The organism is Phaeovulum sp., assembly GCF_041596715.1.
Classification (GTDB): domain Bacteria; phylum Pseudomonadota; class Alphaproteobacteria; order Rhodobacterales; family Rhodobacteraceae; genus UBA6213.
On sequence record NZ_JBFHIA010000025.1, the window covers coordinates 1 to 19,106 of the forward strand.

At 61.7% G+C, this 19,106-nt stretch carries 23 protein-coding genes and 1 pseudogene; 7 read left to right on the forward strand and 17 right to left on the reverse strand.

What is annotated here, in order from left to right; translation table 11 throughout:
* Both ABY403_RS03095 and ABY403_RS03100 read right to left on the reverse strand, forming a co-directional pair.
* Positions 1-231: pseudogene (locus ABY403_RS03095) on the reverse strand (hypothetical protein); the annotation flags it as partial.
* Positions 231-1,169, reverse strand: a complete 939-nt coding sequence (locus tag ABY403_RS03100) for a phage tail tube protein (RefSeq protein ID WP_372838672.1) — start codon at positions 1,167-1,169, stop codon at positions 231-233. The pseudogene ABY403_RS03095 and the gene ABY403_RS03100, both read right to left, overlap by 1 nt.
* On the opposite strand from ABY403_RS03100, the gene ABY403_RS03105 reads away from it, so the two are divergent.
* On the forward strand, positions 1,168-1,689 hold the full coding sequence (locus tag ABY403_RS03105) for a thermonuclease family protein (RefSeq protein WP_372838675.1): 522 nt from the start codon (positions 1,168-1,170) through the stop codon (positions 1,687-1,689). The genes ABY403_RS03100 and ABY403_RS03105 overlap by 2 nt on opposite strands.
* A gap of 7 nt (positions 1,690-1,696) precedes the next feature.
* Here ABY403_RS03105 and ABY403_RS03110 read toward each other — a convergent pair whose 3' ends face one another.
* On the reverse strand, positions 1,697-2,116 hold the full coding sequence (locus ABY403_RS03110) for an acyl-CoA transferase (protein ID WP_372838678.1): 420 nt from the start codon (positions 2,114-2,116) through the stop codon (positions 1,697-1,699).
* A 62-nt stretch (positions 2,117-2,178) separates the two neighbouring features.
* Between ABY403_RS03110 and ABY403_RS03115 the strand changes: the two genes are divergently transcribed.
* Positions 2,179-3,333, forward strand: a complete 1,155-nt coding sequence (locus tag ABY403_RS03115) for a hypothetical protein (protein ID WP_372838681.1) — start codon at positions 2,179-2,181, stop codon at positions 3,331-3,333.
* Here ABY403_RS03115 and ABY403_RS03120 read toward each other — a convergent pair.
* The gene (locus ABY403_RS03120) at positions 3,330-3,962 is read right to left on the reverse strand and encodes a DUF6441 family protein (protein ID WP_372838684.1); all 633 of its coding nucleotides are present in this window, start codon (positions 3,960-3,962) and stop codon (positions 3,330-3,332) included. The genes ABY403_RS03115 and ABY403_RS03120 overlap by 4 nt on opposite strands.
* Positions 3,963-4,030: 68 nt before the next feature.
* Between ABY403_RS03120 and ABY403_RS03125 the strand changes: the two genes are divergently transcribed.
* The gene (locus tag ABY403_RS03125; RefSeq protein ID WP_372838686.1) at positions 4,031-4,318 is read left to right on the forward strand and encodes a hypothetical protein; all 288 of its coding nucleotides are present in this window, start codon (positions 4,031-4,033) and stop codon (positions 4,316-4,318) included.
* A 66-nt stretch (positions 4,319-4,384) separates the two neighbouring features.
* Here ABY403_RS03125 and ABY403_RS03130 read toward each other — a convergent pair whose 3' ends face one another.
* From ABY403_RS03130 to ABY403_RS03165, 8 genes are read right to left on the reverse strand one after another with little or no spacing between them, the layout of a single operon-like run.
* On the reverse strand, positions 4,385-4,699 hold the full coding sequence (locus ABY403_RS03130) for a hypothetical protein (RefSeq protein ID WP_372838689.1): 315 nt from the start codon (positions 4,697-4,699) through the stop codon (positions 4,385-4,387).
* Between the two features lie 6 nt (positions 4,700-4,705).
* Complete coding sequence (locus ABY403_RS03135) at positions 4,706-5,728, reverse strand: major capsid protein (RefSeq protein ID WP_372838692.1); 1,023 nt, start codon at positions 5,726-5,728, stop codon at positions 4,706-4,708.
* Positions 5,729-5,775: 47 nt separating this feature from the next.
* On the reverse strand, positions 5,776-6,156 hold the full coding sequence (locus ABY403_RS03140) for a head decoration protein (protein WP_372838695.1): 381 nt from the start codon (positions 6,154-6,156) through the stop codon (positions 5,776-5,778).
* Positions 6,157-6,193: 37 nt separating this feature from the next.
* Positions 6,194-7,516 (reverse strand): S49 family peptidase, encoded by a 1,323-nt coding sequence (locus ABY403_RS03145; protein ID WP_372838698.1) that lies wholly within the window; start codon positions 7,514-7,516, stop codon positions 6,194-6,196.
* A complete protein-coding gene (locus tag ABY403_RS03150) occupies positions 7,516-9,033 on the reverse strand; it encodes a phage portal protein (RefSeq protein WP_372838700.1) in 1,518 nt (505 codons plus the stop codon). The genes ABY403_RS03145 and ABY403_RS03150 overlap by 1 nt, the downstream gene beginning before the upstream one ends.
* 3 nt (positions 9,034-9,036) lie before the next feature.
* Positions 9,037-9,252, reverse strand: coding sequence for a phage head-tail joining protein (locus ABY403_RS03155; protein ID WP_372838703.1), 216 nt, complete (start codon positions 9,250-9,252; stop codon positions 9,037-9,039).
* 1 nt (position 9,253) lies between these two features.
* Positions 9,254-11,290, reverse strand: coding sequence for a phage terminase large subunit family protein (locus ABY403_RS03160; protein ID WP_372838706.1), 2,037 nt, complete (start codon positions 11,288-11,290; stop codon positions 9,254-9,256).
* Positions 11,238-11,810, reverse strand: coding sequence for a hypothetical protein (locus ABY403_RS03165; RefSeq protein WP_372838708.1), 573 nt, complete (start codon positions 11,808-11,810; stop codon positions 11,238-11,240). The genes ABY403_RS03160 and ABY403_RS03165 overlap by 53 nt, the downstream gene beginning before the upstream one ends.
* A 123-nt stretch (positions 11,811-11,933) precedes the next feature.
* Between ABY403_RS03165 and ABY403_RS03170 the strand changes: the two genes are divergently transcribed.
* From ABY403_RS03170 to ABY403_RS03185, 4 genes are read left to right on the forward strand one after another with little or no spacing between them, the layout of a single operon-like run.
* Positions 11,934-12,155, forward strand: coding sequence for a hypothetical protein (locus tag ABY403_RS03170; protein WP_372838711.1), 222 nt, complete (start codon positions 11,934-11,936; stop codon positions 12,153-12,155).
* Positions 12,156-12,200: 45 nt separating this feature from the next.
* On the forward strand, positions 12,201-12,428 hold the full coding sequence (locus ABY403_RS03175) for a hypothetical protein (protein WP_372838714.1): 228 nt from the start codon (positions 12,201-12,203) through the stop codon (positions 12,426-12,428).
* Complete coding sequence (locus ABY403_RS03180; RefSeq protein WP_372838716.1) at positions 12,418-12,642, forward strand: hypothetical protein; 225 nt, start codon at positions 12,418-12,420, stop codon at positions 12,640-12,642. Before ABY403_RS03175 ends, ABY403_RS03180 begins: the two co-directional genes overlap by 11 nt.
* 9 nt (positions 12,643-12,651) lie before the next feature.
* Complete coding sequence (locus ABY403_RS03185; protein ID WP_372838719.1) at positions 12,652-13,185, forward strand: DUF3489 domain-containing protein; 534 nt, start codon at positions 12,652-12,654, stop codon at positions 13,183-13,185.
* Between the two features lie 120 nt (positions 13,186-13,305).
* On the opposite strand, the gene ABY403_RS03190 is transcribed toward ABY403_RS03185, so the two are convergent.
* The 5 genes from ABY403_RS03190 to ABY403_RS03210 form a co-directional block, all read right to left on the reverse strand.
* Positions 13,306-14,415 (reverse strand): SH3 domain-containing protein, encoded by a 1,110-nt coding sequence (locus ABY403_RS03190; protein ID WP_372838722.1) that lies wholly within the window; start codon positions 14,413-14,415, stop codon positions 13,306-13,308.
* A 73-nt stretch (positions 14,416-14,488) separates the two neighbouring features.
* Positions 14,489-15,496 (reverse strand): site-specific DNA-methyltransferase, encoded by a 1,008-nt coding sequence (locus ABY403_RS03195; RefSeq protein ID WP_372838725.1) that lies wholly within the window; start codon positions 15,494-15,496, stop codon positions 14,489-14,491.
* 287 nt (positions 15,497-15,783) lie between these two features.
* Positions 15,784-15,942 (reverse strand): hypothetical protein, encoded by a 159-nt coding sequence (locus ABY403_RS03200; RefSeq protein ID WP_372838728.1) that lies wholly within the window; start codon positions 15,940-15,942, stop codon positions 15,784-15,786.
* Positions 15,939-17,198, reverse strand: a complete 1,260-nt coding sequence (locus ABY403_RS03205) for a site-specific DNA-methyltransferase (RefSeq protein WP_372838731.1) — start codon at positions 17,196-17,198, stop codon at positions 15,939-15,941. Before ABY403_RS03205 ends, ABY403_RS03200 begins: the two co-directional genes overlap by 4 nt.
* Before the next feature lie 488 nt (positions 17,199-17,686).
* Positions 17,687-18,613, reverse strand: coding sequence for a metallophosphoesterase (locus ABY403_RS03210; RefSeq protein WP_372838733.1), 927 nt, complete (start codon positions 18,611-18,613; stop codon positions 17,687-17,689).
* Between the last annotated feature and the right edge of the window lie 493 nt (positions 18,614-19,106).

Here is a 19,106-nt window from a genome sequence, read left to right on the forward strand (position 1 = left end):
CTTGCCCGCGGCGTCACCCACACCCTCCCAGTCGAGCAGTGCGCGACGGGCAAGCGCGCGGGCAAAGACCATGCCGCGCGCGTCGTTGCTGGCATCTTCGGGCAGGTCCTGCACCGCCGGGTCGGCGCGTGCCGCCATCATTAGCGCGGTGCTCATCGGTGCCAGAAGCAATCGCAGCCCGGGGGCAAGATCGAGCCAATCTGGTTCGCGGGAGAGGTTCAGTCGCAGCATCAGTAGGCCTCCACAGAATTGACAAGGGTGACGGTGCACATGCGCCCGAGCGTGGCGTCGCGCGCGGCCTGCCACTCAAACCGCGCCTGCACGCCCTGCGGCCCGGCAATCTCGAGCCGCGGCCGCGGCAAATAGACGGCGTGCGCGGTGAGCGTGAGGCTTTCGCCCGAAGGCAGCGCATAGGCAAAACTGATCTCGCAAGGATCGCCGTTCAGCGCCTGGCTCACGAGGGTGCTATCGGCAAAGCGCACTTCGATCCGGCCGGTGAGGGCGGCAATCGACGGGTCCGCGCCTTCGATCTTGCCATCGGCGCGGATGGTTTCGATCCGATCGAGATTGTTGGCATAGGTGATCTCCGCCGAAGCGAGGTTGCCCAGCGTCGCACCATCGCGGCTGACCGCGCCGTTGAAGTGCCCGAACCGCTGCAGCGCGAGATCCGTTGGCGTGCCCGCGCTCGTTAAGGTGCCCACCGTCTCGCCCTGTGCGACGAGCTTGGCGGTTGCGGTCAAAAGCCCCGAGCGTTGCACCTGCCACGAGAGCTGATCCAGCATGCAGCCCGAATACATCGCATAGCGCGGCACCTCGGGCATTGCTGTCTCGATCGACATCGACGGCAAGCTCCAGCCGCCCGAGCGGAACTCGTGGGTGTAGGGACCAATGCCGGTGGTGGTCGGTGCCCCGAACGCCGCCTTCAGCCAGATGCCAAAACCTTGCGCGTCGATCGGCACCACCACATCGCCATCAACCGCCACCGCGTCCTTGATCGGTGCCAGCGGATCACGACCAAAGCCCAAGAGCTCATTGCCCAGGAGCGGTTGCTCGGCGCCAAGCGTGGTGCTGGCGAAGGGCATCCGCGTGAAGCCGCCGACTGGCGGGGTGCCGTAAACCGTCTCGAACGCCAGCGCCATCTGCGCCCGCGCGCCTTGCGCACGTGCCATGGGTGTCTCCTTGTTTTGCCGCCCAAGAAACGGCGGCGGGCAGCTTGAACCCGACCGCGCCTTGGGTCATCCTGAGTGCATGATTGCTTTCGGCCGCCAGACTTTGTCTCAGCTCCCGCGCCATCGCCTGGGCCTGGTCATCCTTGCCCTGATTTTCTTGGTAATCGGCTCGCCGCGTCTGTTTGCCGAGACCCAGTATTTCGACCAGCTTGAAGCTCGTGTCAGCAAGATCCTTGACGGCGACACCTTCACCCTCAGTGGCCAGTCGCGGCGGATCCGTGTTTGGGGGCTCGATGCGCCCGAGTGGAATATGCCCGGCGGCTCGGACGCGACGGCAATGTTGCGTCAGTTGATTTCGGGAAAGTCATTGCGTTGCGTAGTTCGAGACATTGACCGATACGGGCGCTTAGTCGGGCAGTGCTTTTTGGCTGATGGTCGCGATATTGCCGCCGAGATGATCCGTTCAGGCACTGCAAACGAGTACTGCTCGTTTTCGAGGGGCTATTACGGCACCTGCTGATTGCCGTTCATTCAAGCGGACCTGCTGTCGAGTAATGCAGCACAACGACGATCACCGCTGCCTTCAAGCCGGCCGCTCCTTCAACAGGCAGATCGACCGGGCGCGGCGCTTCCGCTTCGACCCAGTCGCAGAGACCGCTTAGCGTGCGGTCGGCGGCAATTGCCGCCCCGATACTGGCGCAGAGGGTGTCGAAGGAGGCATCACGGTCAGCGCCTTGTACGACAGCCTCGATCTCGGCGCGGTGTTGGTAGTGGTAGCGCAAGGGCGAGAGCGTGACTTCCGGTTCCCCCGGATCGCCGTCGCGCAGGATCGTGAGGCCAGCGTTAGGCACGCGCTCGGGCAAGACCTCACCGCGCAGGGCTGTGGCGGGCAAGACCGTGAGCCGCGCATGCAGCGCGGTGAGGATGGTTTCGCGGGGTGTGGGCATAAATAGGCTCTTTCCTTAGTTAAACTGCGCGATAGACTATTATTAACAAGTGGAGCGACAGCATGCCTAACGCAGTGGACCGCCTTTTTGATCAGGTATTGTCTGAAATAGCCGATGCAGGAATTGAGAACGTTCCTGACTGGCCTGGTTTTCCATTCGATGAAGACGACTATGACGTTCTGGATCGTCCGCCTGAACTTGGCGAGTCTTCACTTTTTCCCCTTAGCGATGAGCTGATTGGGGAGCGCACAATAGACACCCTCCTAGGTGGAAGATTTCCTCCCGTTGACGTGCCGCCAGATGAGAGGGAGTTAGTTGAAGGTGGGATAAGGAGGCGCGGCTTTGACGCTCTTGCGTTTTACAAGTCCCGTCGGTTCGTTAATCAGCTACCTTTCCCCGGTAGGTGGGGCATATTCTATCTCAAATCTGGCCTCATATATTTGGCTGGAGAAATCGCCGCCGACTACCCCGGATATCGAGATCCGCGGCGACTTGCTCATCAATTCCTGCTCGCCCATGAATTCTTTCACTACCGATGCGACCTGCAAACCCTAATGCTTGAAGCAGTTGTGAAGAGGAACCTTTACATTCCGCTTCGAAGAGCTTTGCGTGGTAGGAGAACTCAGTTCGTCGAAGAAGCGATGGCGAACAAGGCGGCTTATGAATGGGCCAAAACACCTTCAGCTGGACTGCGAGAGTTTGCGTACGATTTCATGTGCTTGCAGCCTGAGGCTTACGCCAGGTTCACTGAAAGACGGCTCGAACTGAATGGAGAATGGCTTTCTAACACGTTGGAACTCAGGCCGCCGGGATCATTGCCTAGGCTTGACATTGCTCACTGGGTCGATGCATCGCCGAAAGATCTTCTGCGCCCATCGTTGTGTCCTCAATATGTCGTCTATCCGGCCAAAATCTCTAACTGGCTTGATCCGGCTTTGGTCCTTCCTCCTGTTGCATCGATAGCCGAGAGCGATGAAATTCAGAAGCGACTATCAGGAAAATATCGGAACCTTGTATCGAAATGGAATGGCACAAAATCCAAGCTTCTTGTTGACAGAACACTGCGTGGACTCAATTTCAAGCCGTGGCCAAAAGATGGGAAGGGCGCATACTCTGTTAAGATTGATGATGGTTTCAGAGCACATCTGCGCCATCAAGGTCAAGGCAACTGGCTTGCCTACATACTTGGATCACACAAGGAGCTAGGTCACGGCTAGCGGATTCTGACTTCCACCCATTTGGCCGCAATCAGCCCCGGCACCCCATCTACCGCGCGCTCAGCATCCCGCGTCAGATCCAACCGTTTGCGCAGTTTCACCTGCGGCACCAGCAGGAAGATCGGCACCGTCGTCGCCCCACGTCCGGTCTTTAAACGGGACGCCACCGCACGGCCCTTGGAGTTCAACCGGCCCTCGGCGACCAATAAGCTTGGACCCCGGCGACGGTAAACGAACCGCAACCTCAAACCAGTGCGACGTTCCCATTCACCGGGGGTGATCCGGCCTCCGCGCGTGGATTTGCCCGCCGCTGGGGTAGGGATAACCAGCCAGAAGCCGTTTTTCGAGCGGATAAGCGGGCCGGCATTATGTGCGCCGACGATCACTGGCGCCTTGGACCAGACCAGCGCAGCGGCGTTAAGGCTTTCCCCGGATTTCGGGAAGCTGGCGAGACGGATCGAGTTGGCAAGCCGGGTGCCCAGCCCCGCGCCGGTGATCTGTAGCCGCCAGGCGGATTTCAGACCGGTTCCGGCCTCACGCATGGCGGCCGTGACCGCGCGTTCACCGACTGCCACCTCTTCCGCCATCATCACGACGATGTCCGGGTCGATGTCGAGTTTTAGCCTCAAATTTCCAAAGACCTCCTTTTCAGGTTACTATGAACATTCATTTCAACTTCAGAACCGGGAGGAAAACGATGATTGATCGTGAGGCATATGTGGAGAAGGCCAAGGCGAATATCGACAAGTGGAACGCAGAGATCGACAAGATGCAGGCCAATGCCAAAGAAGCGCAGGCCGATGCGAAGATCGAATACGAGAAGCAGCTTGCCGAAATGCGCAAGCAGCGCGATGAGGCCGAGGCGAAGATGAAAGAGGCGCAGCAGGCATCGGACGCCGCTTGGGATGATATGCGCAAAGGCTTCGAGCAGGCATGGAACAGCCTCTCGGAGTCGTTCCAGAGTGCTATGAAGCGGTTCAAATAGCTGATCACGCTGGCACCTAGGTGGCCATCAGTGCAACGAGATCAGGATCGATGTCGATCTTCAGCTTCATGAGGGGCGCAGATCCAGCGTCCAGATCAGACGCTCGCGATCCCGCATTGGCTCGCCCTGAATGGTGAAGCTGTCGGCGCCTATGATGACCAGGTCACCGGGGCGTGGTTCCGGCAGGTCCGACAGGCGCACATCCACCATCGTTGTGTCACTGACGAAACGTCCTGCCCCGAACTCGGTGATGCGATCGGGAGCGCGACGGATGACCCGAATGGGGCGTTCCTCCGAGGTGGTGGCCGAGATCCAGACAGCAGTCGCCGCCATGGACGGGTTGGCATAGATGCGGTCCACGGCGGCGGCAAAGATGGTCATGCTGGGTCAGTTCGAGGTGTGCAGCCGGATCGCGATGCGCGGGCGCTTGTTGACCGGCAGGATCGAAGCCTCGGTCATCAGATCAATCCAGCGGCCCTTTTCATCGAGATGCTGGCGCGCATAAAGCGGCAGACCAAGAGTGTTGGCGGCCTCCAGCAGATTGGCCGGGCCGCCATAGGTGGTGAAGGTGTCCATGGTGCCCAATGGGAATGCGATGCCTTCACTGGCCGGAATAAACCGCTCCGAGGTGCCGCCCGACAGCGTGGCACTACCGTTATATTCCTCGAACACGATGCCCGCGAAGGGGAAGTTGCGCCGCACATCCTGGCGCAGGGGCTGGGCACCGGTCGCGGCATAGAACTTGTATGCTTCTTCGGTCTTGGGATGCGCGATTAGCTTGTCAAAGAACTCGCGGCTGACGAGCGCATGCACGTCCGTCATGCTTTCGCCCAGAAGGTTGTCCTCCATCGCGCGCAGCACCTCACGGACTTTGCCCTGCACGTTGGTGCCGGCGGTACCGAGAACGAAGTCGACCGAGATTTGCGCGAGGCCAAATTCGGTGAAGTAGTTGTAGAGCGTAGTGCCCGCGCCATCCTTCACGATACCGCGCAGCGCATTCATCTCCATGTATTCGCGGGTCTGGGCGTGCTTGCGGCGCATCAACTGCAGTTTGCGGTTCATCACCTCGACCAGCGGATCGGCACCATCGAACACACCCAGCGCGGGCTGGCCCTGAATGTCATTGGGCAGGATGACATCATCATGCGGGATCCAGGGCAGGGCGAAAGAGCGCATCGAGCGGCCCTCCCGAGTGCCGACGGTGGCAGGACCGCCCAGCGGTACCGAGGGCAGCAGGTTCAGCACGCCCTCGTATTGCTCGATGATCACCGAGCGCTGGGTGACGCCTTCAAAGCGAAAGAGGCCAATCTGGCCGAGGCGGGTGTAGAGGTTGGGCAGGATGTTGATCGCCTGCGTCATCTCGGCCAATGAATAACCGCCCGCGTCAAACGGGTTGCGGATCAGGGTCATGGGGGTCTCCGGGGGGAAAGAGGGAAGGCGGCGCGCGCGGTGCCGCGTCAGACGCCGTCGCGCGGGATGATGCCGAGGGCGGTGAGTTGGTCGAGCTTGGCAGTGATCTTGGTCGCGTCATCGACACTGCCGTCATAGGCAAGCTCCGCGCGTGAGACGATCGCGGGGCCGCGCACCAGCACGATGCCGATCGCGTCGGCCAAGGTGGCGTCGACAGCATAGAGCAGGACCGCACTGGCGGTCTGCGCGCCGTCCGAGCCACCGCTGGTTGCGAGCTTGTATTTGCCGTTGGTGGTAATGCGCCCCAGCACGGATCCGACCGGGTAGGGCATGCCTTGCAACAAGGTGATCACCTCGCGGGTGTAGTTCGGGTTGACCTCATACTTGAGGACATCGCCCATGCTGGGCGGCTCGGTCAGGACGGGCATGGTTCAGTCTCCGGGATGATGGGGCGGGAATTGGCGATCAGCGCTTCGCGTCAGCCGCCGACTTTTTCGCAGCGGCGATGATCGGGCTGATCTTGGGGGCAGCGGCGGCTGGGGCGGTGGCAATGATGCCCGCGGCATCGCTGCGCGCGGCAAGGTCGGTTAGCACGCGCGAACGAAGAGCCTCGGGTTTGAGGCCGCGTGTTACGGCGTCTGCAGCATCGATGGTCACACCGAGCCGGGCCGCTTGCGCGCAGACCTGTGCTACCTCGGCCGCCTCGGCACGGACGGCGTCGGCGTCCATTGCGGCGGCGGCCGGCGCGGGCGTGGGTGCTGCAGCGCTGGGCGGTTCGATCGCGATGGGTGCGACCGCAGGCTCGAGCGCTACGGCAACCGGGGTGGGGGTAGGGGCTGTGCTGGTCATCTGAGGACCCTTTCTGCTGGAGGAAGAGGCGCCGCGTGGGTCGGCGGCAAAGGCGCGGAATGCGGTGACGGGATTGGCGAGGTCATCGGCGAGACCCGCGTAGATCGCAGCTTCACCGCGGAACACCGCCGCTTCAGTCCCGAGCGCGCGCGCCACATCGACGCGGTCGCCACGGCCATCGGCGACGGTTTGGGCAAAAAGCAGGCGCAGATCCTCAAGCTCGGCCTGCATTCGGGTGCGCACCACTTCGGGCAATGGCTGGTAGGGGTTGGCATCGATCTTGCGCACCCCGGCGTGGATCAACGTTACCGCGATGCCCTTTTGGTCGAGCGCGCCGCTCATGTCGGTGTGCAATGCCACCACGCCGATGCTGCCAACAGCACCGGTGCGAGGCAGAATGATCCGGTCGGCCTGGGAGGCGAGGGCGTAAGCGGCCGAGAGCGCGTGCTCTGCCACGAAGGCCTGCACCGGCTTTTGCGCACGTGCGGCTCGGATGCGATCCGCCAGATCGAAGGCGCCAGCGACCTCGCCGCCGAAGCTGTCGATATCGAGCGCGATGCCGCGCACGGCGGGGTCGGCGAGCGCCGCGTCGATCTGGGCCGCAATCCCCTCGTAGGAGGTCACTCCCGAGGATTGCCCGATCCAGGCACCGCGATGCACCAGCGTGCCCGCGATCTCGATCACCGCGATGCCGTCGATGATTGCAAAAGGCCGCCCGCCGCCTTGCTGATGGCGCTGCGCGATCTCATTCCCAAAGAGTGATGCGCGGGCGGGCAGGGCGGCCGCGGCTTGATCCGGAGCATCCACCTCCAACCCCTGGAAGGTTATCTCCTGGCCGGTGATCCGTGGCCCCAAGCCAGCAAGGAACGCCAGTGCCTTAGCCGGGTCCACCATCAGCGGCGTGTTAAAGGCGCGCTGGGCGATCTGGGCGTGGTGCATCACGGTTCATCCTTGCGGGCTGGTTTTGCGTCGGCGCTGTCGTCCGCCTCGTCGCCGTCGGCGGGGTCGGTGTCGCCGGATTGGTCGGCGCCGCCATTGCCATTTTCATTGGCAGCGCCCGGTGCCTGCGCCGGCGATCCCGGGCGACGGAAGTCGAGGCCCAGCGCCAATTCGCGTTTGCGTTCGGCGGCGATCTCGCGATCAACCTGTTCGGCGTCGTAGCCCCGCTCAGAGATCGCCTGGGTGCGGGATTTGAGGCCCGCCTCGATTTGCAGGATTTCCGCCGACGCGTCCTTCATCGGGTCAACCCAGTCCCATTTGGTCGGCAGCCAGTTACAGGCCTGATATTGGCGGCGTTGGTTGTCATAGCCGGGCAGGTCCAGCGCGCCCGAGAGCACGGCGGTATCCATCCAGCGGGACCAGACCGCGCGACACAGCTGATAGACGAGCACGCCGTGCTGCCAGGCGGAGATCCGGCGGCGGAATTCGATCAGCGCTATGCGGGTGTTGGAGAAGTTGCCCTTGGCGGTGTCGCCGCTGAGATACCCATAGGGGATGCCTAGCGCCGCGCCGATCTGCAGCAGGGTGCGGTACTGGAACGGCTCATAGGTGCCGCCCGAGTCCGGCGTGGCCGGGGTCGAGACATCCTCACCGGGATCGAGCCGCACCACCTGGCCGGGCTCCACCTCAAGATCCTCCTCGGTCGGTTCCAGCGGGGTTTCCGGGGCGGGGGAGGTGATGAACATCGCGAACATCGCCGCGATCTTTTTGCGCTCGAGTTCGGCGTCGTCGTAGAGATCGAGGGTGAAGAGCTTAACGATCGCGGCGGCAAAGCGCGACACGCCGCGCAGCTGCCCAGCCTCGACGGGATCAAGGACGTGGATGACATCTGCGGCCGGGACGCGGACAGTTTCGCCTGACAATCCTGGGTCAGTCAGATCACCGGGGTGGCGGCGCAGGAAGTGATAGGCGACACGGCGGCCGATCGGATCGAACTCGATGCCTTGCCGGATCAGCCCAGCACCGGGCAGGGTGCTGTTCATGTCGAGCGGTAGCATCTCGGACGGTAACATCTGCAATTGCAGCGGCACGGTCAGGCCGTCTTCGGCCCGGCGCGGCCGGATGCGGATGAACACCTCGCCCGAAAGAAACACCTCGCGGGCGGCCCGGCGCTGCAGTCCGTAGAAGTCCGTGAGCCCTTCGGCATCAGCGTCGTCCGTCCAAGCAAGCCATAGCGCCTGCAGCTGTTCTTTCTTTGCGGCGTCGGCAATCGACGACGAGGGCTTGATGCCATCGCCAACGACATTGCTGGCAAAGGACTCAACCGCGTTGGCCGCATAGCCGTTGTTCCGGACCAGCCAGCGGGCGCGGGCGGTGATGGTGTCGCCCGAGGCTGCAATCAGCGTGTTCACATGCGCGCGGCTCGCCCGGAACCCGCGCAGGCGACGATGAGCCTGTGCAGCATCAAACCCGCCGATGATGCTGCCGATGCGCTGACGGAACGCTTCAAACGCCATGGATCACAGGCCCTTCGAGGCGACAGTGCCCCAGCGCCGACGACGCGGGGCGCCGGTGGTGGCGGTAGCAATCCGGGTCTCCAGATCGCTTATGGCGTTCGCCAGTTCGGCATCCGAGCCATAGGCGATGCTCTTGCCGTCATAGCTGAGCGAGCGGACGCCCGCGTAGCGTGCCTCCTGTAGCGCGGCCAAGAGCGCGCGCATCCGTTCCAGATCCATCTCAGTCCCTCATGAAGTTCGGCGTATAGGCCCGGCGTTTGCGCCGTGGTGTGCTCGGTGTTCCGGCCTTTGGCGCGGCAGGTGCTTGCGGCTCGGACGGGGTGGCCAGCTGCGGTTTGGTGTCCACCCCGGCCTGCGCCTCAAGCCGCCGCCAGGTCGCCTCGTCCCAGCGGTCGGCACCGAGGATCCACGCCGCGGCGCGCGCATAGACGCGGCAGTCGAGGGCTTCGTTGCGCTCGCGCATCTTTTGCCATTCTTGGTGCGAATAGCCGCGCTTGTTGCGCACCGTGACCAGTTGCTCGGCCACCAGTTGTTTCAGCCATTCGGTGTCGATCCAGTCAGGCAAATGAACGGTGCCCGGGGCGTCGAGCACGCCCAGCTCGCGTTCTTCATCCGAGGGACGTTCCAACCGCAGGAAGCGATAGGTTTCGGTCTTGAACGTTGCTGTGGCCACCGACCAAAGCCGCGCGCCGCGACGCAGTCGCTTGCCGCCGATGGTGGCGTCGACAAAGGTCGGCCCCGACACCGGGGTTGCACGGTTGAAGCCTCCGAGCCCCTTGATGGGGGCCACCTGGTCAAACCCCTGTTTGCGCGCCCAGGCATAGACCGCCGGGGCTTCATAACCGGTGTCGATGGCAAGTTTGCCGATCACCATCACCGCGCCATTGGCGCAGGTCCACGTGCGCCCCAACAAAGCGGTGAGCTTGTCCCAGCAGGCTGGATCGTCCGGGCCACCCGGGATGACGATATGATCGACGAGCCAGGACTCCAAACCACGCCCCCAGGCCCAAACATCGATCTCGATGCGGTCCTTCTGCACATCGACACCCGCCGTCAGGAACAACCCGCCCACCGGGATCTGCACGCCGGCGTATTCCTCGCGGCGCTCCGCCAGGCGCTGCCATTCCGGCGCATCGCCACTTTCGACCCAAGTTTCGCCCAGCAGGGTGTTGCGTGCGGCGCGCAGCATCTCTTCCGAGCCTTGGGCCGCGAGCCAATCGCGCGCGATCTGTGCCCAGCTTTTCCAACCCATGGGCGAATAGAACGCCGAGATGTGGAAACCGATCGAATGTGGATCGGCGGAAACGGCCGTCGCGCGCCATTCGCCCCGCTCCAGCATCTGCGTCTTGTGATGCTCTGCGATGGGCTGCTCACAACCCTCGCAATGATAGGCCGCGGTTTCGGGCTGCCCCTTGTCCCAGCGCAGGCGTTCAAACTGCAGCCATTGCATGCGGCCACAATGCGGGCAGGGCACGAAGTAGCGTCGCTGGTCCGACGCCTCATATTCCCGCTCGATCCGGCTGATGCCCCGGATGGTCGGGGTTGAGACCAAAAACACTTTGCGCCGGTGCGAGAAAGTGATGGTGCGCGCTTCCGCCAGGGTGACCGGATCGCCTTCCTCGTCGGCCGAGGCCGGATAGGCGTCGACTTCGTCGAGGAAGATGTAGCGCGCCGGCATCGAGCGCAGGCCGGTGGCCGAGTTCGCGCCGGTGAGCACCAGGATGCCGCCGGGGAATTCTTTCGAGAGCATCGAGTTGCCCGCATCGCGCGACCGGGCCGGGTTTACCCGCTCGCGCAGCGCCGGGCTGTCCGCAATTAAAGGGTCCAGCCGCCCGCGCGACGTGCGTTTCGCCAGTTCCACCGTCGGCAGCACCGCCAGCATCGGCCCTGGTGCATGATGGATCACGAAGCCGATCCAGTTGTTTCCGGCCTCGGTCGCGCCGACCTGTGCGGCTTTCATGAAGCTGATGCGCTGCGCCGGGTGGCGCGGCGACAGCGCATCCATGATCTCGCGTAAGTACGGCGTGCGCGAGGTGCGGTATTGGCCCGGCTCGGCCGAGGCCCGCGATGACAGTTTGCGGTGCTGATCCGCCCACTCCGACACCGTTAGATCCGGATCTGGGCGCATGCCGCGACGCCAGGCGCGCAGGATGTCTTCGGCCCCGTCAAAGCCGAGGTCGAGATCGGAAGTCAGACCGCCGTCGTCATCCGAGCGAGACCCGGAGTTCGGCGAGGGCGTCGAGTTGCGCTCTGACATGGGTTTCCAGCACCCTTTGCAGGATCGCGGCCTCGATCATCACCGGTTGCTCTGGTCGCACCGGGCGCTCCGGTCGCACCGGTTTGCCTGATTGCTGTTCCATCTCCGCTGCCACTTCGGCCGCCATCAGTGCTGCCACACGGGCGGGCCATGTGACCCAGGCATCCCGTTCCTGCCGCGCTAGGCGAAACACCAGCGTTTCCGCGCGAGCGCGATCGACCAACATGCCCTTCTTTTTCTGGATCGCCAACTGACGTTCCTGCGCCTGATAGACGGTCAGCGCGGTGCGGGCTTTGAGGTAGGACGAGCTGTCAGCGGGGCCGCTAAACGCAGTGTCGCCGCCGGTGCTGCGCCGCTGCTGATCCGGATCGGTCATATCGGACCGGCGCACATCCGAGGCTGCGGCGTTGATCGAACCGTCGCTGTAGACCACCAGCCGACTGGCTTTGCGCGCTTTCTGGATTGCTCCACGCGAGAGACCAGAGTGGGTGGAATACTCGCGCTCGGACATACCTTCCATGGCGATTGCATTGACATCAAGACATTGAAAATAAACGGGAAAAATGGTCTATTTCGGTTGATTACACTGCCGCCAGGAGCGACTCTCTGATCAGGAAATCACCCCCGGATCGGAGACCGGATCATGACCATGGCCACCACCACCATTCGCATCGACAGCGCCGCGCTGCCCGACCATTTCGACCGCAGCCGGATGAACAGCGTCGCCGCCAGCATCGAGGCGGAACTGAAGGACGCAGGGATCAAGGCCGAAGCCTCGGATCTGTTCTCACACCTAAAGATCGAAGTGCCGACCGCGCAGCTTGCCGCTGCGAGCGCAGTGCTGGCTGAGCTGCAGCTGCTCTGAATACTCGCAGTAGAAAACGATGCAACTTGCCCCGGAGACCAAGCCATGACTACCCGCCGCGCCACCGATAACGCCAAAGCCCTGAACGCCTTTATCGCCGCCAAGGTCGAGATCGACGCGATGCTGGATCGGCTGAAGGCCCTGAGCGACGACCATTTCAACACCTACCCCGACACTATCAACTGGGGCGATGTCGGCACCCTGAACCATTACGTTAGCCTGCTGCGCCAGATCACCGACGCCGCCTTCAAGGAGGGCGAACATGCCGCTTGATCCCGCCCAGCGCCACCAGATCGAGCAGCATGAGATCACCGCCGCATGGGAGGCCGAACGCCTCGCCGCCTGCGATGATGCCATCGCGCTGTTTCGCGAGGTCGCCGATCTGGACCGCAATGACGATGGAGATGTATTCATCGGCATGGATGCCGACGGCCACAACGACCTGTTGTGGCGCATCATCGCCTTCCTTGCCACCAACGACCAATAGGGGAACGCCATGACCAAGCTGACCGAAACCCAGACCATCATCCTGAGCGCCGGGGTACAGCGCCCCGACAACATCGCCCTGCCACTGCCCAAGGGGCTGGCGGGTGCGGCGGCGAAGATGACTGTGTCGAAGATGATCGAGCACGGCTGGCTGCATGAGGTCGACGCCAACCTGCGCCGTGGTGAACCGCTTTGGCGCGAGACGGGCGATGGGCATGGTACCACGCTGGTGGTAACGGATGCTGGCTTGCTGGCCATCGGGATCGACCCGGTGGTGGTCAAGACCGTTGTCGCCATCCGCAAACATGCCGCAAAGACGCCCGCTGCCAAGCCGCCGACCCAGCGCGCCGGGACGAAGCAGGCGCAGATCATCGCCATGCTGCAGCGGCCGGAGGGAGCCACCATCGCCGAGATCGTTGCGGCGACTGCGTGGCAAGCTCATTCGGCCAGAGGTCTGGTCTCGGGAGTGCTGAAGAAAAAGCTGGGCTTGGTGGTCGGCTCGACCAAGGAAGACGGCAGGGGTGCGGTGTATCGGATCGGCTGATGACGAAACGAGCCCATAGGAGACGGTGCCTGTGCGCACCGAATTGCTACCGTTGTTCCACTCAAAATGAGGCCGGCGTCACCTGTGCCTATGGCGTAAGCCGGATCGGAGAGGCCGGCGTCAGTGCGTAATCGCACCCGTTCGGATGTTCAGATACCATCGGTTTCGAGGCTGGATCCCGCCGCAATAGGTGAAGTAGTAGTCCTGCCCCTTGGCGGGCGAGGATGACCATGCCCACTCACGGAAATCTGAGGATTTACAGGTGCCATCATTGATCATCTTGAGAGCCGCCGTGCAGAATTGATTGGAATACCTCCGGTAGTTGTCGGAATTGTCTAGTTCCAGATCGCCGCAGCCTTGGGCGGTTTCTGGCGCTTCTGGCTTCTCGTTAGCCAGATAATCCGAAGAAACCCAACGTGCGAACTGCCCATCAACGATCCCATTGGCGGGCGTGCAGGCAGCATTCCCAGAATCCACCATGCCGCTGTTGCCATTGATGCACATTGCAGAATGGGGTTCGTCGATCCGCGACCAGCCACTCTTTTCTTCGTAAACCGTGACCTTGCTGCCATCCGTTATCCAGCCGGTCACCCCACATTGGGTCGAAGGGCAGGTGCGGATGGTTAATCGCTCGGCCGTGCTCCACCTCTCTTTACCAGAAGCGGGGTCGGGCTGGGGAATTGGCTCAGGTAGTGCTTCAGGTGCAGGCTCAGGCGCGGCGGCTGAAGGCTCGACCGGCGCTGCCACCGGTGCTTTTGAGGCGCTATTATTACCAAAAGGGCTGCTGCTTCGCCGTAGAGCCTCTAGGTCTCGTTCGGTATTCTGCTCGATCTGCTTACTTGCGTACTGATAGGCTTTGTAGGCCGCCGAATCCAAGGCGCGGCCCTGCTCCTCTATCTCGCTCCTCTTTGCCAGTGCTTCAGGGCCATAGTAACCATCTTCCATCAGCACCGTGGTGCCACGGGTGATGCTGTGGATTTGCCCATCATGAGAGATGTAGCAGTTTATGACATCGTCGAACACGTGGCGCTCCTTGGCGAATATGCCCGCCTCGATAAAGCTGTATCTACTTGTCGAAAAACCGAGGTGCTCTAGGGCAAGAGTGCAGTCCTCTTTGGGACCAGCGATGCCGACTTTTGCACTGAGGAGTATCAAGGAAATAGCGATGATTGTCCGACGCAGCATATGCAGCCGCCTTACTGAAAGGACTAAACGGGCGATATTACCCATGAAAACCTCGAAATAGTGCAGACCAAGCTCCTGAGTGTCAAGATTCCATTCATTCGATTCCGAAGATGACAGCCTACCACATGGCCATGAAGTTCGCTGGATTTGAACGGCGGCTGACTTGCACCTGACCGTCGGCGTTGTCCCGAATAGCAGAAATTGGCGGCAAGCTGTGCGGGAGGCAATCTATAGCGATCATGGCGTCCCTTCCGGTTGCCAGTTCCCACCGCCGCACCGCCACGTCGCAATAGGCCGGGTGGTCCAGCTCTATCGCGAAACAGCGCCGCCCAGCGCGTTCGGCGGCGACAATCCGGGTGCCGGAGTCGCAGAATGGCTCATCGATTAGGTCGCCCGGATCCGAAAACGCCGTCAGCACTGCCTCGACCAGCGCAACCGGAAATACGGCTGGATGCGATCCGGCTGCACCGAGTCCGCCCTTGTGGCGCATTATCCGAAACACGCTGTCCGGAATGCGGTGGCTCTGGATTGCGTTGCCGGTGCCGGTTTTGGCATGGACGGTGCCGTCGGCCCCGCGCAGCCCACCGCCGCCGAGGACCTCGCCCGCGTGCTTGGACGGGACGGTCTTGTGTGGTTTGCGGGGCGCGCGGTTGAAGTGGAAAATGAACTCGTGCGACGGGGCCAGGCGGCCGTTCCAATAGCCTGGCAGGCCCGGGCCCTGATCCCTAACATACCAACCAAAGCGCCGCCAGCCAGAGCCGCGCATCCATCCGACCCATCCTTCCCAATAGGGCGGCCACTCGCTGTCGCGATGCAGAAGATCGAGGTTGACCAGCCGTTGAGCGTCCGCAGTGACCGGGGCCGCGGTAAACACGCCCTGCATCAGCGCATCCCAATCATCAACCTTTTCCTTCGCCGCTCCATGGTCGCCGCCGCCCGAACAAAGAAGCAGCAGAACCGGTAAATGCACATTGCATGCGGCACTGAATTGGTTTGAGGTAGGCATACACTCCAAAGAAAGGTTGCCTATGGCGTGGGGCAGGTTTCGAATCCTGAGGCGGGCGGTGACGGCGGCACTGGCAACGCTCGCTTCGGCGTCGGAGCTGCTTGCGGAGGTCTGCGACAAGGAACGACCGCTCTGGTCTGGTGAAAACGTCACCCCTTTTGATGACCTATACATGGCTGCGGCAAGTCCTTTCGGGGTCCTTCTTATTTTGCTCGTGGCGTCGACGTTGATCTTCCAAAAGCGCTGGATCGGGATTGCCGCAGGGCTTGTCGGACTTCTCTACTTTGCCTTGACTTTATATAACTACAGAACTGACGTTATCTTTCAGGCGTCAATTTCAGAGGGCTGCCGCGCTCGCCCTACGTTGATACTGGTGCTGATGGCGGTGACATCTGTTGTCAGCTTTTTCATCGCCCTTCGAGGGAAGCATCGTCGATGATCCCCGACATGCCGGCGGCGATTTTCGCCACTTGGTCGCCGTCATGGATCTTGGCGTTGTGGGCATAGGGGTGAAAGCGGAACGGCGGCCAGTATTCGATCGGGCCGGGCACGAGGGGCGCGTTCATGCCGCCAGCCGCTTAGATTTCTTCTCGTCAAATGTCTCGTCGTTTTCCGCCAGCACGGCATTGGCACCGGTGAAATGCTGCCAGCGCTCGATGGCCACATCGACATAGGCCGGGTTCAACTCGATCCCGAAGCACACCCGCCCCGTGGTTTCCGCTGCGATCAGCGTGGTGCCAGATCCCATGAAGGGCTCATACACCGCCTGCCCGGGGCTGGAGTTGTTCAGGATCGGGCGGCGCATGCACTCGACTGGCTTTTGCGTGCCATGCACGGTGGCGGCATCCTGGTCCCTGCCGGAGATGTGCCAGAGCGTGGTTTGCTTGCGGTCGCCTGCCCAATGGCCCTTGCCGGTCTTCTTGACCGCGTACCAGCAAGGTTCATGCTGCCAGTGATAGTCGCCACGGCTGAGAACGAGGCGGTCTTTTGCCCAAATGATCTGCGACCTCAGGGCAAATCCCGCCGCCACCAGGCTCTCAGCCACGGTCGTTGCATGCAGCGCGCCATGCCAAACATAGGCCACGTCGCCGGGGAACAGCGCCCATGCTTCGCGCCAATCGGCACGGTCATCGTTCAGTACCTTGCCGGTGCGTTTGGTCTTGGCCGCGCCCGCTTGGTTGCGCCAGGACGGATCATATTCCACGCCATAGGGTGGATCGGTCACCATCAAGAGCGGCTTCACATCGCCAAGAAGCCGACCGACCACATCGGCGGAGGTGCTGTCGCCACAGATCAGCCGGTGCGATCCGAGTTGCCAGATGTCGCCCGGAACTGATACGGGCGTGACTGGCGGTTCGGGAACGTCGTCCTCGCCCTCGACTGCGCAACCTTCCACCTGATCCGGGTCGCGCAGCAGGGCGTCGAGATCCTCGTCAGTGATGCCCAGCAGTGACAGGTCGAAATCCTCCGCCAGCAACCCCGCGATCTCGTCGCGCAGCATGGTCTCGTCCCATTCGCCCAGCTCGGTCAACTTATTGTCGGCGATGCGGTAGGCCCGGCGCTCGGCCTCGTCGAGGTGGCTGAGCCGGATTACCGGCACGTCCTTCAGCCCCAGCATGCTGGCGGCTAAGACCCGGCCATGACCCGCGATCAGCTCACCATCGTCGGCCACCATGCAGGGCACGGTCCATCCGAACTTCGCCATGCTGGCGGCGATCTTGGCGACCTGGTCTGAAGCGTGGACCTTGGCGTTACGCGCATAGGGGCGCAGCCTGTCGATCGGCCACGTCTCGATCTCGCTCGGCGCGAAAACAAGGTTCATGAAGGGGCTCGATGTTTAGGGAAGCGATGGGATCAACACAGCCAACTGCCGCGAGATCAGGTTGCCAGCTTTCAGAAAAACAAAACGCCCACGAGGTGGACCTCTGGGCGCAATTCTTCGATGGTTACGTTGTGAGTCAAGGGGGCAGGTCTGTCAATCGTTTTGTTCAGATGGAGACGGCCTTAGATTATTTTATCTCGCCCGGCCGCTTCCATCGTTGTGCAAACGTGCGTCAATTCGCGTGGCTCACCAATTTGCACGTTGGGCAAGTAAACCGGATCTCATCTTGAAGGATAAGGAGCTTTTGGCCACATCTGGAGCATCGGACTGAAGTCCGTCCCGTTCCGTCAATCGGGTCAAAACGTACACCGCAACGGGGGCACCCGACCTGCGCGGGATTGGCGGCCGTTTCATTGACGGTTTGGTGGCACCCTGGACAATGCAGCAGCATCATTCGCTCCGTCGGTAGGGCGCCACGATGGGCGCGACTAGAGGTGGTCGGTTATCCGCGAAAGGAATATGTTGCGGTCCCCTTCTTCGAACCGGTAAGAGATCAGCGGCCCATCCGTGCCTGCTGAATAATCGAGACAAAGGGCATTGGGCGCTTGCTGAGAGATATCGCCGCTCATCCAATAATGACCGAAGAACACCGGGTTGGCATCCTGCGCATAGGTCTCCGCAATCATCTGGGGCGGCAGAGATATATCCGGCAATTCGTCGGGGTTTGGTACCGACATGGCGAGGCCGCGCCAGTCTCTTGCTTCTCGATTCCACCATTTGACCCGAATATCAAACCGTTCGTGCCCTTCCTTGTCCCGGAAGCTATGATTTTGTGGTAACCGGGCCTCTGGTCCTTTCGTCGCAAGGTCGATGGCCGCGGAGAGGCTGTTGCTATTATCGGCCGCGTTGACGATCTGATCCCCTGACAAGACTCCGTTTTCCGTCGATGAGCGGAGTTGCTCGATAGCCCGATCGTTCCAGCAGGCGTGCACCACTCGAAACTCCTTTAGATCGAGATAGAGGGGCAGGGAGGCCATCCATGCCAGAGCATCAACTGTGTGAAGCTCGCTAGGCGCAAACTCTCGCAGGAAGGCGATGTGCTGTTTTTGGTTCTTGGGTGACCGCGCCCGCAACGGCTTTCCTGTTTCTGGATGGAGTGTGTGGTAATGAAGGGCATTGAGCTCATGATTGCCCATGATCGCGCGCGCTGAGCCATTATCCAACATACGACGGACCAGTTGAAGGACTTCGGCGTTCTGTGGCCCGCGGTCTATAAAATCACCCAGAAACACGACCATCCGGCTCTGATCGGGGTGTCGCCAGCCCGAGGCAAATTCCCTGTATCCAAGCTTGGAAAGAAGGGCGCTCAGTTTCCAGAACTGGCCATGAATATCCGGAATGATGTCATAAACCATCAAGCCAACCTTTCCTCAAGGGGAAGAGAACAAGGCGGCGGCTCGCTGCACCTGTGTTCTATGGTGGTAAAGATAGTCCCTGCGGGACGTCGCGCAAGGGAAATCCAAGGCGCGCCGTCAAGCTAAATCGAAATGAAGACCCAACCCGCCTCGCAGTGCGTAGGTGTCCATTGGGCCGCCGTTCCCGATCGAGAACTGGCTTCCTTAGATGGATTCGACAATTTTAGTCAAGAATCCACCCTGCCGTAAGCTCCCGTCCTTATAAGCTACTGTAAATATTAGGATTTGTTTGTAGAGATTTCATGGGTGGATTCCAGGTGGATTCCCCGGTGAGGAAGCCAGTCGCTAGCGAAATGCTGCGCTGCGCCCCCCCGCATACGTTCGGGGCGGGGGAGGAACCATTGGGAGGGGGAGGCGGCGCTGAACCCGTTCGCCCAGCGCCTTTGCGTCAAGCTCCGGGGCGATTGTCCAGGTTCTTGCTGAGCACCTGTTC

Coding starts and splice junctions, on each gene's coding strand:
- ABY403_RS03105 (WP_372838675.1), top strand. CDS start 1,168: ATGGGTGTCTCCTTGTTTTGCCGCCCAAGAAACGGCGGCGGGCAGCTT.
- ABY403_RS03100 (WP_372838672.1), bottom strand. CDS start 1,169: ATGGCACGTGCGCAAGGCGCGCGGGCGCAGATGGCGCTGGCGTTCGAG.
- ABY403_RS03110 (WP_372838678.1), bottom strand. CDS start 2,116: ATGCCCACACCCCGCGAAACCATCCTCACCGCGCTGCATGCGCGGCTC.
- ABY403_RS03115 (WP_372838681.1), top strand. CDS start 2,179: ATGCCTAACGCAGTGGACCGCCTTTTTGATCAGGTATTGTCTGAAATA.
- ABY403_RS03125 (WP_372838686.1), top strand. CDS start 4,031: ATGATTGATCGTGAGGCATATGTGGAGAAGGCCAAGGCGAATATCGAC.
- ABY403_RS03130 (WP_372838689.1), bottom strand. CDS start 4,699: ATGACCATCTTTGCCGCCGCCGTGGACCGCATCTATGCCAACCCGTCC.
- ABY403_RS03135 (WP_372838692.1), bottom strand. CDS start 5,728: ATGACCCTGATCCGCAACCCGTTTGACGCGGGCGGTTATTCATTGGCC.
- ABY403_RS03140 (WP_372838695.1), bottom strand. CDS start 6,156: ATGCCCGTCCTGACCGAGCCGCCCAGCATGGGCGATGTCCTCAAGTAT.
- ABY403_RS03145 (WP_372838698.1), bottom strand. CDS start 7,516: ATGCACCACGCCCAGATCGCCCAGCGCGCCTTTAACACGCCGCTGATG.
- ABY403_RS03150 (WP_372838700.1), bottom strand. CDS start 9,033: ATGGCGTTTGAAGCGTTCCGTCAGCGCATCGGCAGCATCATCGGCGGG.
- ABY403_RS03155 (WP_372838703.1), bottom strand. CDS start 9,252: ATGGATCTGGAACGGATGCGCGCGCTCTTGGCCGCGCTACAGGAGGCA.
- ABY403_RS03160 (WP_372838706.1), bottom strand. CDS start 11,290: ATGTCAGAGCGCAACTCGACGCCCTCGCCGAACTCCGGGTCTCGCTCG.
- ABY403_RS03165 (WP_372838708.1), bottom strand. CDS start 11,810: ATGGAAGGTATGTCCGAGCGCGAGTATTCCACCCACTCTGGTCTCTCG.
- ABY403_RS03170 (WP_372838711.1), top strand. CDS start 11,934: ATGACCATGGCCACCACCACCATTCGCATCGACAGCGCCGCGCTGCCC.
- ABY403_RS03175 (WP_372838714.1), top strand. CDS start 12,201: ATGACTACCCGCCGCGCCACCGATAACGCCAAAGCCCTGAACGCCTTT.
- ABY403_RS03180 (WP_372838716.1), top strand. CDS start 12,418: ATGCCGCTTGATCCCGCCCAGCGCCACCAGATCGAGCAGCATGAGATC.
- ABY403_RS03185 (WP_372838719.1), top strand. CDS start 12,652: ATGACCAAGCTGACCGAAACCCAGACCATCATCCTGAGCGCCGGGGTA.
- ABY403_RS03190 (WP_372838722.1), bottom strand. CDS start 14,415: ATGGGTAATATCGCCCGTTTAGTCCTTTCAGTAAGGCGGCTGCATATG.
- ABY403_RS03200 (WP_372838728.1), bottom strand. CDS start 15,942: ATGAACGCGCCCCTCGTGCCCGGCCCGATCGAATACTGGCCGCCGTTC.
- ABY403_RS03205 (WP_372838731.1), bottom strand. CDS start 17,198: ATGAACCTTGTTTTCGCGCCGAGCGAGATCGAGACGTGGCCGATCGAC.
- ABY403_RS03210 (WP_372838733.1), bottom strand. CDS start 18,613: ATGGTTTATGACATCATTCCGGATATTCATGGCCAGTTCTGGAAACTG.